The sequence below is a fragment of the Paenibacillus durus ATCC 35681 genome, from assembly GCF_000993825.1.
Taxonomy (GTDB): Bacteria; Bacillota; Bacilli; order Paenibacillales; family Paenibacillaceae; genus Paenibacillus_AQ; species Paenibacillus_AQ durus_B.
Window position 1 is genome coordinate 5,067,312 of record NZ_CP011114.1, and the last position, 13,805, is coordinate 5,081,116.

Annotated in this window: 10 protein-coding genes and 1 riboswitch; of the genes, 7 read left to right on the forward strand and 3 right to left on the reverse strand. The window is 50.4% G+C overall.

Annotation, left to right across the window (positions count from 1 at the left end):
* Positions 1 to 167 precede the first annotated feature (167 nt).
* Positions 168 to 1,421 (forward strand): chymotrypsin family serine protease, encoded by a 1,254-nt coding sequence (locus VK70_RS23705; RefSeq protein ID WP_025696220.1) that lies wholly within the window; start codon positions 168 to 170, stop codon positions 1,419 to 1,421.
* 96 nt (positions 1,422 to 1,517) lie between these two features.
* On the opposite strand, the gene VK70_RS23710 is transcribed toward VK70_RS23705, so the two are convergent.
* Entirely contained in the window at positions 1,518 to 1,979 is a 462-nt protein-coding gene (locus VK70_RS23710; protein ID WP_025696218.1) for a rhodanese-like domain-containing protein, read from the reverse strand.
* A 128-nt stretch (positions 1,980 to 2,107) separates the two neighbouring features.
* Here VK70_RS23710 and VK70_RS23715 point away from each other — a divergent pair, with 128 nt between their 5' ends.
* Positions 2,108 to 2,986, forward strand: coding sequence for a LysR family transcriptional regulator (locus VK70_RS23715; protein WP_025696216.1), 879 nt, complete (start codon positions 2,108 to 2,110; stop codon positions 2,984 to 2,986).
* Positions 2,987 to 3,101: 115 nt separating this feature from the next.
* On the opposite strand, the gene VK70_RS28605 is transcribed toward VK70_RS23715, so the two are convergent.
* Positions 3,102 to 3,239: a hypothetical protein gene (locus VK70_RS28605; protein WP_169733336.1), complete on the reverse strand. Its 138-nt coding sequence runs from the start codon at positions 3,237 to 3,239 to the stop codon at positions 3,102 to 3,104.
* A gap of 311 nt (positions 3,240 to 3,550) precedes the next feature.
* On the opposite strand from VK70_RS28605, the gene VK70_RS26760 reads away from it, so the two are divergent.
* Positions 3,551 to 6,667 (forward strand): EAL domain-containing protein, encoded by a 3,117-nt coding sequence (locus VK70_RS26760; protein WP_025696214.1) that lies wholly within the window; start codon positions 3,551 to 3,553, stop codon positions 6,665 to 6,667.
* Between the two features lie 126 nt (positions 6,668 to 6,793).
* Here the strand turns inward: VK70_RS26760 and VK70_RS23725 are convergent, their stop codons facing one another.
* Positions 6,794 to 7,831: a GGDEF domain-containing protein gene (locus VK70_RS23725; RefSeq protein ID WP_158454086.1), complete on the reverse strand. Its 1,038-nt coding sequence runs from the start codon at positions 7,829 to 7,831 to the stop codon at positions 6,794 to 6,796.
* 301 nt (positions 7,832 to 8,132) lie between these two features.
* Positions 8,133 to 8,232: riboswitch (purine riboswitch) on the forward strand.
* A gap of 74 nt (positions 8,233 to 8,306) precedes the next feature.
* Here VK70_RS23725 and VK70_RS23730 point away from each other — a divergent pair.
* From VK70_RS23730 to VK70_RS23745, 4 genes are all read left to right on the forward strand, one after another.
* Entirely contained in the window at positions 8,307 to 9,737 is a 1,431-nt protein-coding gene (locus VK70_RS23730) for an NAD(P)/FAD-dependent oxidoreductase (RefSeq protein WP_025696211.1), read from the forward strand.
* Positions 9,738 to 9,903: 166 nt separating this feature from the next.
* The gene (locus tag VK70_RS23735) at positions 9,904 to 11,568 is read left to right on the forward strand and encodes a sensor histidine kinase (RefSeq protein ID WP_025696209.1); all 1,665 of its coding nucleotides are present in this window, start codon (positions 9,904 to 9,906) and stop codon (positions 11,566 to 11,568) included.
* Positions 11,565 to 12,290, forward strand: a complete 726-nt coding sequence (locus VK70_RS23740; RefSeq protein WP_025696207.1) for a LytR/AlgR family response regulator transcription factor — start codon at positions 11,565 to 11,567, stop codon at positions 12,288 to 12,290. The genes VK70_RS23735 and VK70_RS23740 overlap by 4 nt, the downstream gene beginning before the upstream one ends.
* A 127-nt stretch (positions 12,291 to 12,417) precedes the next feature.
* Positions 12,418 to 13,668 carry an L-lactate MFS transporter gene (locus VK70_RS23745; RefSeq protein WP_025696206.1) on the forward strand — a complete coding sequence of 417 codons (1,251 nt, stop codon included), beginning with the start codon at positions 12,418 to 12,420 and terminating at the stop codon, positions 13,666 to 13,668.
* Positions 13,669 to 13,805: the final 137 nt, after the last annotated feature.

The following is a 13,805-nucleotide window of genomic DNA, read 5'->3' on the forward strand; positions in this document are numbered from 1 at the left end:
TAAAAGAAGTGGTAAACTCACTTTCTACCAGCCTCTGGCCTCTAGAAGCGCAGATGGGGAGAGTGGTTGGTGCGTCCAGTAATTTGATGACGCCAAGGCAAAATGCAAAGTCGTGATCTTGCAACGCCAGGAATTATCCAAAAAATGGTCACAAGGAGTTTCTAAGAATGAAAAGAAAGTTGCTCTCAATTGCTATAATTATCACAATTTCAATTATGCTTTTATCTGTCTCTGCTTTTGCGAATGATCTTGGGGGTGTGGGTATACCGGACCCTGTTCCAAATTCAAATTTTGACATACCAATTGACCCGGGCCCAGCTCCAGTTAACGCGGTAGCGGTATCTCAGGAATCCGAGGACAAGGAGTTTTCCCTATTACAAAATGATCGTGTTCAATTGCAAGAATATATCGCTGCCCATTTTAAAGATTCTTATGCCGGCGCATATACTGAAAAAAACGGAAGTAATGTGGTACTCTTAACTAGCAAAGTCAAGTCTAATAACCTTGAAACTGTATTAAAGAAAAAAAGTAAACGGAAAGATAAACTGAAATTCAAATATGTGAAATACTCCGAGGATGAACTTTACAAGGGAAAGGAAAAAATTTTAAAAGCTGCAGAGTCTTTAAACCTTGAAGGCGTCGGAATTGATAACAAACAGAATAAAGTCAATGTTTATATTACGCAAGAGAATTTAAATGAAAAAAAGAACAAGATTTTGAAATATTTAAATGAAGACATAATTAACTGGATTGTTGGCGATTTAGAAATTAAAGATAATGCCTATAATTTATACCCGGGTGAACAGATTGAAAAATACAGTGATGGATCTTCATGGGAAAGATGCAGTCTTGGTTTCAATGGAAGAGTGAATGGTTATGATGTGGGTGTTACAGCAGGACATTGCTTAAACGGAACGTACTATGATTTGTCCGATGGAGCTATTTCCATAGGCTCAATATCAAACGCAAATAGCAATTCGGCTTCGAATTATGATGCAGGGTATGTTACATATAATTCTGGACTTAATCCAAGTGTACATCTTAGTGGAAGTACAATGACCATTGGTACTACTGATTATTCCGGACAGTATCGCCAAGTGGGTGATTACGTGAAAATTCATGCGACATCTTTAGGCGGTACTGGCACTCCTCTTTTAGAAATACTAGATAGTGATTTAAGTCTTCCTGGAGTCACTATGCATTTAGTGAGAACAGAATATGGCGGACTTACTCCTGGTGATAGCGGAGGTCTGGCTTATTCGATCGCAAATAATGGGGTAAAGAATTATGCTCGCGTAGAAGGCATCTATAAAGGGAGTTTTACTTCTGGCGGGACTCCGGTAGGAGAAGTTTTTTCTAAATATAGTTATGTCTTTGATGGCTTAGGTTTGTCTGGAGTTTATACGGATAATACTTATTAGACCCAAACCAATCGCCACCAAAAAAGCGGCCCTCATGCGGCTGCTTTTTTGGTGTGCCCAGCATGGACGCTATCTAACCTTTGCAGACAGCAGGATTTAAACCTGCGGCGGCATTGGCGGCATATGCCAGCAGAGCGGCGCTTCCTCCCGAAGCGCGCCTTCCAGCGGGCCGCCTTCCCGCCGCCAATACTCGATGCCGCCGAGCATCTCTTTGACCCGGTAGCCCTGCGCGGCCAGCCGAGCGGCCGCTTTGGTGGCCCCGTTGCAGGCCGGACCCCAACAGTACAGGACCAGCACTTTATCCTGCGGAAGTGCTGCAAGTCCGCCGCTGCCAAGATGTCCCGAGGGGAGAGAGACGGCGCCGGGCAGATGCGCTTCTTCATAGGAACGGGCGTCGCGGACATCGACCAGAGTAAAGCTTTGGATTCCTTCGCGGATATCGTAAGCGACGTCAGCCACATCGGTCTCAAATCTTCCTTTTGCGGCAAAATAGGCTTCGGCCTCGGCAGGAGAGGTAGCCGGGGCGGCCAGCACCTGCGATTTCGGTTTGAAATTCATGCTGTCATCCTCCTTGAAATTATGAATTGGCTGTTTTCTTTATTTTAGCTTGATTCGGTCATTGTAGTTATCTATAGTATTGGATAACAATTATCGAAATTAATGATATTTAAATGGGAGGATGCGGGATGGAGCTTACCTATTTGCGTACCTTTTGCGAGGTTGCCGCTAGCGGCAGCCATACACGGGCGGCGGAAAACCTGGGGTACGCGCAGTCCAGCGTAACCGCTCAGATCGCTAAGCTGGAGGAAATGTACGGGGCGAAGCTGCTGGAGCGTTCGGGGAGAGGCATGGCCCCGACCTTTGCCGGCCGAACGCTGCTCCGTTATGCCCGCCAAATGCTGGCGCTGAGCGAGGAAGCGAAGGAGGTCATCGCCGAAGGGCAGACGGGAGAGCTGGCGATCGGTTCGATTGAGACGCTTGCCGCCTATTTTTTGCCGCAGCGGTTGCATCATTACCGTAAGCAGTATCCGGATATCCGCATCCGTGTGCTGCCGGGCTCCGAAACTGACATTATTGCCGCTGTACGAAATAAATCCGCCGATTTCGGCCTGATTTTTGACATGCCCTATGCATCGGATGAGCTTCAAGTCTTGGCTCTTCAGCCGGAGGAACTGTTCATCATCGTCCATCCCGGACACCCGCTGGCGGGCCATGGTTCGGCAGAGTTATCCAGGCTTGCCGCCGAGCCGCTCGTTCTGACCGAGGATACGTGTACGTACCGGAATTTTTTGCTGCAAAAAATGAGAGGTTTGGGATTGACGCCGAGAGTGGAGCTGGAGTTCGGCAATCTGGAGGGGATCAAGCAGGCCGTCAAGCATGAATGGGGCATTGCTTTTCTTCCGGGCTACACGGTTTCAGAAGAACTGCGGCGGGGGGAGCTAAAGGCGATTCCAGTGTCGGAAGACGGCGGCAAAGGCTTCTTCATCCAACTGATATACCGCAAAGACCGCTGGCTGTCCTCCTCCTTCAAGCGATTTATCGAATTGATGCAGGCAGGCGGGTAGAATAAAAAAAGTTAAGCCTTTGGAGTTACACGCATACGGAAGGTGACAGCGCAAGCAGAAAGACCAAAAAGCCGCATTCCGGTCAATCCGGATGCGGCTGTTCAAGTGGAAGTTATTAGTTCTTGCACGTTATGAACTGCAGGCGGGATTTGATTTCTTTTTGCCATTTCAAATCTCCTACCTTGACGGCAAGATTAAACAGATCCAGGTAATCATCAACCTTCAGTGACGTCCGGGCAGCGGCTGCGTTCATAAGCACTCAGTCTCCTTAAAATAAATTTAACAATAGTTCTTAATAATGATAATCATTATCACCAAAACCATTATTGTTATTATCCACATATTACGTCGAAAAATCAATATGATAAGTGAAATATCTCACTTTTAATTGTTACAATTTTAAGCAATGTGACAAGAGAAGGAATATTTAAAATGTAAGAATGGGTATGAGGAGCGATAGTACGCTGGGAATCGGTGTTTTATACTGATCTAAGCAGGATATCTCCCAATATTTGTCGAAAGATCTTATATACCATAAAGGAGAAATCGAAAAGGAGAAATTGTATGAGGCGGTTCAAAGTCATTCTCCTGCTGTTTATTCTGCTTATCCTTTTGCCGGATGCCGCTTACGCTGCAAGAAAAGAAGTCGTCTACAAGGCGGAACTGGACTATCCTCCCTACAAATACATACAGAATGAATATTTGACCGGCTTTGACATTGATCTCACCAATATGATGTTCGGGAAGCAGGACTACCTGGTTCAGTACGGCAGCGACTCATGGAGCAGGATATACCGCCAGCTTCGTGACGGAGAGATTGACACAGCGGGAATGATGGCTGTAACGGAGGAGCGGAAGAAGGATGTTCTCTTTTCAAATCCTGTTATGAAGACCCGTATTTCCGTGTACGCCCGGCAGGATTTAAAGGAAGAGATCGATCTGGAACACTTGGGCAATTATAAAGTCGGCGTAGGGGAGGGGCAGTATACCGGGGGCGTCCTTGAGAAGAGTCTGGGGGGCTTCGGTTATACGGTATATCCGACGGTTGCGGAAGCATTAGATGCTCTTCGCAGGGGTGATATTGATCTCCTGTTCGAGAATCAGGCGGTCGTCGATTATCTGATTGTAGAAGAAGGATTGACCGGCAGCATTATACATAAAATGAGAAATCTTTTTCCAGCTGACATGGCTTATGGAATCAGTAAAACATCCCCGGAGCTTGTGCCTTATATTAATGACCGTCTGAAGCAGTTGAAGCAGAGCGGGGCGTATGAGCAGCTGTACCAGCAGTATTTTTTCGATCATTCCGAGGATTATGGCAACCGGATGCGTGTGAAGACCATCGCCTGGGTCGTCATCGGCTGCTGTCTGCTGACCGTCGGCGCGTTCCTTCTCAGAATGTATATTAATCATCTGCGCCGGATTATTCATGCCGAGCAGCAGTTTTTCGAGGATATGATCGAGCATACGGGCATTCTGGTCTGGGCGGTTTATGAGGACAGGACGGTGCTTCGTCTAAACAAGTACGGTGAAAAAGTCATCGGCCTCAAGGAGAAGGAAATCATCGGAAAAAGCCTGGACGATGCGGAGGTGAAGGTGCCCGGCGGAAACAGGATGAAGGAACTGCTCTGCCGGGCGGCCTCGCAGGATTTTGTCAGCCATGTGGAATTTCAGATCCCGGACGGAGTTTCCGAGGGACGTTACTTTACGTTCCGGACAACGCTGATTAAGGGGCTTGGGGGCGGCAATTCAAAAGCCTTTGTACTGATCGGCATAGATATCGATGAGTCTAAGCGGAATGAACTGGAGCTTCAGTCCAGTTATAGTAAGCTGGAAGCCACTCATTTGGAGCTGGCGTCCGCAAAGGAGGAACTGCAGGATCAGAACGGCAAGCTGAGCTACAGCGAGCAAAGATTCCGTCTGGCTGTGGAAGCCTCCGGCGCCTTTTTGTGGGAATACGATTCCGAGAAGCGGTGGCATTGGGTATCCGAACGCTGGTATGAAGTCATGGGATATAAACAAGGGGAAATTGATCTTTCCGTGGAAACGGTGCTTAATTTGATCCATCCCGATGACCGGGAGCGGGCAAGCAAGGCTCGGGAGGAGCATTTGGCGGGCCTGACGCCGGTGTATGAAAGTGAATACCGGATGCGGACCAAGGACGGGCATTACTTCTGGTTTGAAGTCAGAGGCAAGGCGACTTACGACAAGCGGAAAGGAATCCGGCTGTTCCTTGGCTCTCTGATTGACATTAGCAACCGGAAACAAATGGAGCTTAAACTCAGCGGCAGCTACCAGGAGCTTGAAGCGACCTATGAGCAGCTTGCGGCAACGCAGCAGGAGCTTGTGGACCAGTATGACACTCTGCTGGAGAATCAGAGAAAGATGCATCATCTCGCCTATTTCGATTCTTTGAGCCATTTGCCCAACCGTCTTTGTCTGCTGGAGACGATGGAGGAATACTTCCAACTCCCTGACCGCAGCGCTGCACTGCTGTTCGTGGATACGGATAATTTCAAATACATCAATGACACGATGGGCCATAAGTTCGGCGATATTCTCATCCGCCAGGTGAGCGAGAGACTGCAGTCGATCGTTGTCCGTGACGGCAGCATGCTCTCAAGATTGGGCGGTGATGAATTTGTCGTCTTCTTAAAAGATGTTGAAGAGCATAATGAAGTGCTGGCGCTGGCAGAGCAGCTGCTCTCCGAGTTCAGGAGGCCGTTCAAGATCGGTGAGAGCAGCGTTTATGTCTCCGCCAGCATCGGGATCTCCTTCTACCCGAAAGACGGGAATACGATGGAGGAAATTCTCAAAAATGCGGATGTGGCGATGTACCGCGCAAAGGAAGCGGGGAAAGGCGTTTATGCCGTATACGACAAGGGGATGCACACTGAGTTTAACGAGCGGATGATGATCGAGAAGCATCTGCGCAGCGCGCTGGACAATGAGGAGTTTGAATTGTTCTACCAGCCGCAGATCGATCTCCATACCGGCGCCATCTCCGGCTTTGAAGCGCTGATCCGCTGGAACAGCCCCGATCTTGGCTTCGTCTCGCCGCTGTCGTTCATCAAGATTGCTGAAGATTCCCGGCTGATTATCCCTATCGGGGAATGGGTGCTCCGGAAGGCCTGCCAGTTCATGTCGGGGTTGTGCCGGCAGAACAATAATTGCTGTAAAATTGCGGTCAATATCTCGGTTATTCAGCTGCTGCAGGACGATTTTATCCAAACTGTGTTGAATGTCCTGTCCGAAAGCGGAATCTCCCCCGGGTGCCTTGAACTGGAGATTACGGAGACGGTCTTCATTGAATCGTTCGAGCGGATCGTCGGTAAGCTGGAGTATTTAAAAATGCAGGGCATCCGCATCGCGCTCGACGACTTCGGAACGGGCTATTCATCGCTTAGCTACCTCCAGCAGCTGCCGATTACCACGCTCAAAATGGATAAGGCATTTATTGACCCGCTGTCGGACGATTCATACAGTCAGTCGTTTATCCGGACGATGGTGTCGCTGGGTCATGAATTGGGGCTGGAGGTCGTGGCGGAAGGCGTGGAAGACCGCAGCCAGCTGGTCATACTTGAGGAGGCCGGATGCGACAAGGTTCAGGGCTACCTGTTCAGTAGACCGCTCTCACAGCGGAATACGCAGGAGCTGCTGCGGCGCCATAAGCTTGATTAGGCCGGGCTTAATGTGGAATGTTGCAAGCAAGAGCAAGCCTTTAGTCATTCATGTTCTGTAAAAAATTAGGGATGTCCAGTCCAGCCTCAAGCTGGTGTGGACATCCCTTTCGCTGTTTGCCTGCCATTATAAAATGACAATTCGGTTCTTTCCCGTCTTCTTGGCCTCGTATAGAGCGTCGTCGGCCTTCTGGAAGACGAGGCTTTTGGAGCGGGAACCCTGAAAATCATGCATGCCGATGCTTACCGTCACCGATTTCCCTTCCATTTCGGCAATGGGCAGACCGGCGATGCCTGTCCTGACCCGTTCCATGACTTCATGGGCGGCCTCAAACGGCTTGGCGGTCAGAATGACGACGAACTCTTCGCCCCCGTAGCGGGCGGCAAAGTCATCGGCACCGATATGCTTAAGGATTGTAGCCGCCACCTGTTTAAGCGCAATATCCCCTACCGAATGCCCGTAGGTATCATTGACCTTTTTAAAATTATCGATATCGAGAATGGCCAGCTGCATCGGGAACGGATTCGACTCTTGATGTTCGATCAGCCAACCAAAATATTCGTGAAAGGTCTTGTGATTATACAGATCCGTCAGCGGGTCAATCTTGGATAGACGGTCCATAATAATATTCTGGATGCGCAGATCCTGCTCCGATTTCTCCGAGCTTTCCAGCGAGCGGATCAAATCCCGCCCCCGGCGGATTACGGCAAGCCCTGTCAGCAAGGTTGCCACAATAATGCTCATTGTCAGAAACATTTCAATCCGCATGTCATCGTTGCCAATCGTTCTCACGAACACCACTGCGGTATACAGCAAGGCGGCTATTGATGACAGAAGCAGGTACGCAGTCTCTAGATAGATCATAGATACCAGGAGCGGAAGCAGCAGGAAGAACGGTTTCACATGAATATTTTCCGATAGAAAAGAAATGATCAAACTGGAAATAAAGTAGCTTCCAATCGTGATAGAGATTTCGCTATGCACAGTCTTCCATTTATAAATGCACTCAAGCAAAAGAATGACACCCAGAATCAATAGATCGGGCAGCAAGTTATGGGAGTTAAACATTTGATTTAATAAATGGACCAGCAGCATAATCCAGAAGGCATTCAGCAGTACACGGTTCCAATTTAATTGACGAGGAGTAGGCAAAGAATTAAACATAAGGTGATCCTCATTTCCAGTTGCGATGCTTATATATTCGACAGAAATCCCCATTTTCCTCCCTTTCGATGGAATGATTGAAATGTTCGGATTTTATCTATATTTATTACAATAATCTTAAAATTAATGCGAATCACTCTTCAAAACACGAATAATATCCGATACTTTGATTGACTTATTCGTTTATATCCGTTAAAATTCACTTGGCTAATAAAATATTTCTTGTATGCCTGCAATGCTCAAGCTTAGGAGAGACAACGGCGTTTTTATCGGCAACAGGAAATGGGAACTATACTTTGGCGTTGAACGCATACTTACTGTTCGTATATCCCCAAAGATAAGGTTTGGGGGTTTCTACAGGGAACCGTAAATTCCTGGCTACGGATGGGTGCCTTTGGCCTACCCTGACACCGGCCGGGATTTTTGTTGTGCCGCCCTTACTTTGGATGGATAAATTCGATTTCTGGAGGAACAGATGAGTAAATATGATGTAATCGTCGTTGGCGCCGGCCCTGCCGGGATTTTTACCTGTTATGAGCTGACCCGGAAGGCCCCGCATTGGAAAGTGCTGTTGATAGACAAGGGACATGACATCTATAAGCGCAGCTGCCCGATTATGGAGGACAAGATTCAGTTCTGTCCGCCGGCTGCTGGACGCAAGGAATTTGCCGGATGTCTACCGGCCTGTTCCATTACCGCAGGCTTTGGAGGGGCGGGGGCGTACAGCGACGGAAAGTTCAATATTACGACCGAATTCGGGGGATGGATGACCGATTATCTGCCTCCCTCCAAAGTGCTGGAGCTGATCCGCTACGTCGATGACATCAATTTGGAGCATGGGGCGACGGAGACGATCACCGATCCCACAACCGAACCGATCCGGCGCATCGAGCAGCGCGGGTACGCGGCGGGACTCAAGCTGCTGCGGGCGCAGGTGCGCCATCTGGGAACGGAGCAGAACCTGGAAATCCTGAAGTCGATTTACGAGTACTTGCGCACCCGGATTGATATGCTGTTCAAGACGGAAGTGCAGGACATTGAGACGGTTAATGATAACGGCACGCACCGGGTTACGGGCGTTACGCTGAAGAACGGGGAGACTTACGAGACGGGACTAGCTATGGTCGCTCCGGGACGCGACGGTTCCGCCTGGCTTACGGATGTGCTGAAGAGACACCGGCTGAAGATGTACAATAACCAGGTGGACGTCGGCGTCCGGGTGGAAACCTCGGATGTCGTGATGCAGGAGATTAACGAGCATCTCTATGAAGGCAAGTTCATTTTTAATACCTCGGTCGGCACCCGGGTCCGCACGTTCTGCAGCAATCCTTCCGGACATGTTGTTGTGGAGAATCACAGCGGGGTTATGGCGGCGAACGGACACTCGTACAAGGACCCTGCGCTCGGTTCCACTAACACCAACTTTGCGCTGCTTGTTTCCCATAAATTCACCGAGCCGTTCGATAAGCCCAATGAGTATGCGCGCGAAATTTGCAAACGGGCGAACGACCTGTCGAGCGGCGGAGTTATCGTGCAGAAATACGGGGATATTTTGCGGGGACGCCGTTCCACCGGGACGAGAATCGCCGAAGGCTTCGTCGAGCCTACGCTCAAAGAAGCGGTCCCGGGCGACCTTGGACTTGTGCTGCCTTACAATACGATGAAGAGTCTCATCGAAATGGTCGAGGCGCTGGAAAAGGTAACGCCGGGCATCGCCTCCGAGCATACGCTCTTCTATGGAGTGGAAGCCAAGTTCTATTCGGCCCGTCCGAAGCTGTCCGAGACGTTCGAGACGGAAATTTCCGGCCTCTACTGCGGCGGAGACGGCGCAGGCATCACGCGGGGACTCGCCCAGGCGGGCGCGGCGGGTGTTTGGGTTGCGCGGGGCATGCTTGACCGGGCTTAGGCCGTTGGAGCCGCACGCGGATCAACAGGTCTTTCAATTAACAAGCAAGGGAAGCTGCTCGTTCTCCTTACTGCAAGGAGGCGGAGGCTTTCCTTTTTTTCGTGGACATTCATGGGCCATCTGTCTATAATGACCGATATATTTTAATAATGGGGGCAAGGAAGCGATGCAGTATACGTTCGTCATCCTGCTGCAGCTGCTGGAACGCGCGGCGCTGCTGCTTATGACTCTGTTTGTATTGACCCGGGTGCCGCGCTTCAAGGAGATTTTTCAAAAAAGAGCCTACACTCCGCAGGAACTGTTTATTGCAACCGTCATTTTCAGCCTGTTCGCCATATTCAGCACGTACAGCGGAATTAAGGTGGAGGGCTCGCTTGTCAATGTGCGGATCGTGGCGATCATGGCCGGCGGCATTCTGTTCGGACCCTGGGTAGGGATGATTACCGGTCTGATCTCCGGCGTCCACCGGTTTCTGATCGATATCGGCGGCGTCACCTCGGTGCCCTGTCTGATTACCAGCATCATAACCGGCGTCGTCTCGGGAATCATCTACCGCCGCACGTCCGCCGAGCGCCGCTGGCAGGCCGGAATTCTGGCGGGAATGGGCTGCGAAGCGCTGACGATGCTGCTCATTCTCGTCATGGCCCATCCGGCGTCGCTTGGCGTTGAGATTGTATCGAAGATTGCCTTTCCGATGATTATGAGCCAGGTCAGCGTCGGACTCATTGTCATGCTCGTTCAGAGCGTGGAAGGGGAGAAGGAGCGGATCGCCGCAAGGCAGTCCAAGCTGGCCCTGGATATTGCGAACAAGACACTGCCCTATTTTCGCAGCATCAATCCACAGTCTCTGCGTAAAATATGCACGATCATCAAAGAAGACATCGGTGCGGACGCGGTTGCGATTACGGATACCCGGTGGATTCGCGCCTATGTCGGCATCGGTGAAGAGTATTACGCCGAGAAGAACGAGATTATCAGCGAGGAAACGAAAATCACGCTGTCCAGCGGGGAGATTACGATCCGTAATAATGATACCGACTACAATAATCAGCATATCAAATCGCTCATCATCATTCCGCTGAAGGAAAAGGGCATCGTTACCGGCGCGCTCAAAATCTACTACACGAAGGCCCACAAAATCACGTATTCCCTGCAGGCGATGGCCATCGGCCTGTCGCAGATGATCTCCACGCTGATGGAGGTTTCGCGGGTGGAAGACATCAAGGAGATGGCGAACAAGGCGGAGCTGAAGGCGCTGCAGACCCGCATTAATCCTCATTTTCTGTTCAACGCGCTGAACGCCATCGTTTCTTCGATCCGTATTGACCCGGACAAGGCCAGGGAGCTTATCATCAATCTGTCGGGTTATATGCGGTACAACCTGGAGCTGACGGACGACTTTATCGATATCCGCAAGGAACTTCAGCAGGTCCGGCATTATGTGGAGATCGAGAAAGCGCGCTTCGGAAGACGCCTTAAAGTACTCTACGATATCGACGATGAGACGGAGGTGCGCATCCCGAGCCTGATTATCCAGCCCTTGGTGGAAAATGCAATTGTGCATGGCATACTGAAAGGCCGGGGCGTGGGAACGGTGATCATTTCGGTCAAGGACCGGGGGGACAGCGTACGCATCGGCATCCGCGACACCGGGGTAGGCATCGGTGAGGAAACGATTCAGAAGGTGTATGATGGCAGCATGCCGGAGAATAAGATCGGGTTGTTCAACGTGCATCAGCGGGTGAAGCTGATTTACGGCGAGGGACTGACGATCACAAGGCTGGATAAAGGGACCGATATTACTTTTGATGTCAAAAAGGAGAGCCGATGAGAGCGATAATCGTAGAAGATGAAGAGCTGGCCAGACAGGAACTTGCCTATCTAATCCGGGCGAACAGCGGCATCGAGATCGTCGCCCAATTTGAGGACGGTCTGGACGCGCTGAAATTTTTGCAGACCCAGGAAGTCGATGTGCTGTTTCTTGACATCAATATTCCTTCTGTGGACGGCGTGCTGTTGGCCCAGAATATCAGCAGATTTTCCGTAAAGCCCCATATTGTGTTCATCACCGCTTATAAGGAGCATGCAGCCGAAGCGTTCGAGATCGAAGCGTTCGATTATATCCTGAAGCCGTACAGCGAAACCAGGATTAAGGGGATGCTGGGCAAGCTGGAGGCGGCCTTTGCGCAGCGGTCCGGCGGGGAAGAAGAGCGCAGTCCGGTCAGCAACAAGATCAATTTGTGGAAAAATGAAAAAATTATCGTCGTCGACGCCGATGACATTTACTATGCCTCAGCTCAGGAGAAGACGACGAGTGTTTATACGCGAAACGAAGAGTACTCCATGGGAGTCAGCATCAGCGAGTTTCACGGTCGGCTGCCGCAGGAACGTTTTTTTCGCTGCCATCGATCTTTTGTCGTCAACCTGTCCAAAATCAAGGAAATCATCCCCTGGTTCAATAATACGTATCTGCTGAGGCTGCGTGATCTTGACTTTGAGGTGCCGGTCAGCCGGAGCAAGGTTAAAGAATTCAGGCAGATTATGCGGCTGTAGAGGCAGTTCATTCCTTCTTTCTGTCATTTCGTTCCGTATTTGATCCGCATTTTTACAGGCGAGTTACAATAAAAAGGTAAAAAGCGCTCATGAACGCGGCAATAACGGACGAAAGAAGGAAATGACCATGTCGGTAGGAACTAAAGCAAACAACCGCTTCCTCATTGTACTGGGAACAATCATTATGCAGATGGGTCTGGGTACCATTTATACATGGAGCTTGTTCAACCAGCCTCTCGTAACCAAATTTGGCTGGCAGCTAAGCTCGGTATCCACTACCTTTTCTATAACGAGCTTTGCGCTGGCATTCGCGACACTATTTGCGGGCAAGCTTCAGGATAAAATCGGGCTTCGCCGCCTGACCGCTGTGGCTGGAGTTATGCTCGGTCTCGGTCTAATGTTCAGCTCGCAGGCAAGCTCGCTGCCGATGCTCTACCTGCTGGCAGGGGTCATTGCCGGGTATGCGGACGGAACGGCTTACATCACTTCGCTGTCGAACCTGATTAAATGGTTTCCTAACCGCAAAGGTCTCATTTCGGGAGTGTCGGTCGGCGCTTACGGAACAGGAAGCCTGGTCTTCAAATATGTGAACGGCAGTCTGATCAGTTCGGTCGGCGTATCCCGGGCGTTTCTGTACTGGGGCATGATCGTCATGGTAATGGTTATCATTGGCTCCCTGCTTGTGCGTGAGGCTTCGGTTGTCAAAGCTTCCTCGTCTCCCTCGGCGGCAGATGCCGGAGTCAAGGATTACACGGTCGGCGAAATGCTGCGCACCAAGCAAGCCTATCTGCTGTTTGTCATTTTCTTCACCGCCTGCATGAGCGGCCTTTATTTGATCGGTATCGTAAAGGATATCGGTGTGAAGCTGGCCGGATTGGATGTGCAGACCGCGGCCAACGCGGTGGCGATGATCGCTATCTTCAACACGGCGGGACGCCTTATTCTCGGCGCGCTGTCCGACAAAGTGAGCCGCCTGAAGCTGGTTGGCGTGACAATGGCCGTTACCGCTGTTGCTACTCTGACTCTGAGCTTCGCGCAGCTGAACTTCGGACTGTTCTTCGCCTGCGTAGCCGCTATCGCCTTCTGCTTCGGCGGCAATATTACCGTCTTTCCGGCGATTGCCAGCGACTTCTTCGGCCTGAAGAACCACAACAAGAATTATGGCATCATCTATCAAGGCTTTGGGCTGGGCGCATTGTCCGGCTCGATCATCGCGGCCTTCCTTGGCGGATTCAAACCGACCTTCGTTACCATTGGGGTGCTGTGCGCGATTGCCTGCCTGATCGCCGTATCTCTGAAACCGCCGGTTGGAGCGCGCAAGGAACGCAAACGGAATACGGAGGTTCCAAGCCGCACCGCGTACGGACGGATCTCTTAAAGGCAGCAGTAAGTTTCAAATGATGTCGGAACTCGGCGAGACCGCCCACACAAGTTTACAATAACCTGTTAAAAAGAATAGAAAAAGGGCGGCAAACATGTAAGGAGACTGTTCCCTGAGGGTCGTACCTGGCCTGA

Bases quoted from the DNA above. Each gene is read 5' to 3' on its own strand.
- VK70_RS26760 (WP_025696214.1), top strand. From the start codon at position 3,551: ATGAGGCGGTTCAAAGTCATTCTCCTGCTGTTTATTCTGCTTATCCTT.
- VK70_RS23740 (WP_025696207.1), top strand. From the start codon at position 11,565: ATGAGAGCGATAATCGTAGAAGATGAAGAGCTGGCCAGACAGGAACTT.
- VK70_RS23745 (WP_025696206.1), top strand. From the start codon at position 12,418: ATGTCGGTAGGAACTAAAGCAAACAACCGCTTCCTCATTGTACTGGGA.
- VK70_RS23735 (WP_025696209.1), top strand. From the start codon at position 9,904: ATGCAGTATACGTTCGTCATCCTGCTGCAGCTGCTGGAACGCGCGGCG.
- VK70_RS23705 (WP_025696220.1), top strand. From the start codon at position 168: ATGAAAAGAAAGTTGCTCTCAATTGCTATAATTATCACAATTTCAATT.
- VK70_RS23725 (WP_158454086.1), bottom strand. From the start codon at position 7,831: ATGTTTAATTCTTTGCCTACTCCTCGTCAATTAAATTGGAACCGTGTA.
- VK70_RS23730 (WP_025696211.1), top strand. From the start codon at position 8,307: ATGAGTAAATATGATGTAATCGTCGTTGGCGCCGGCCCTGCCGGGATT.
- VK70_RS23710 (WP_025696218.1), bottom strand. From the start codon at position 1,979: ATGAATTTCAAACCGAAATCGCAGGTGCTGGCCGCCCCGGCTACCTCT.
- VK70_RS28605 (WP_169733336.1), bottom strand. From the start codon at position 3,239: ATGAACGCAGCCGCTGCCCGGACGTCACTGAAGGTTGATGATTACCTG.
- VK70_RS23715 (WP_025696216.1), top strand. From the start codon at position 2,108: ATGGAGCTTACCTATTTGCGTACCTTTTGCGAGGTTGCCGCTAGCGGC.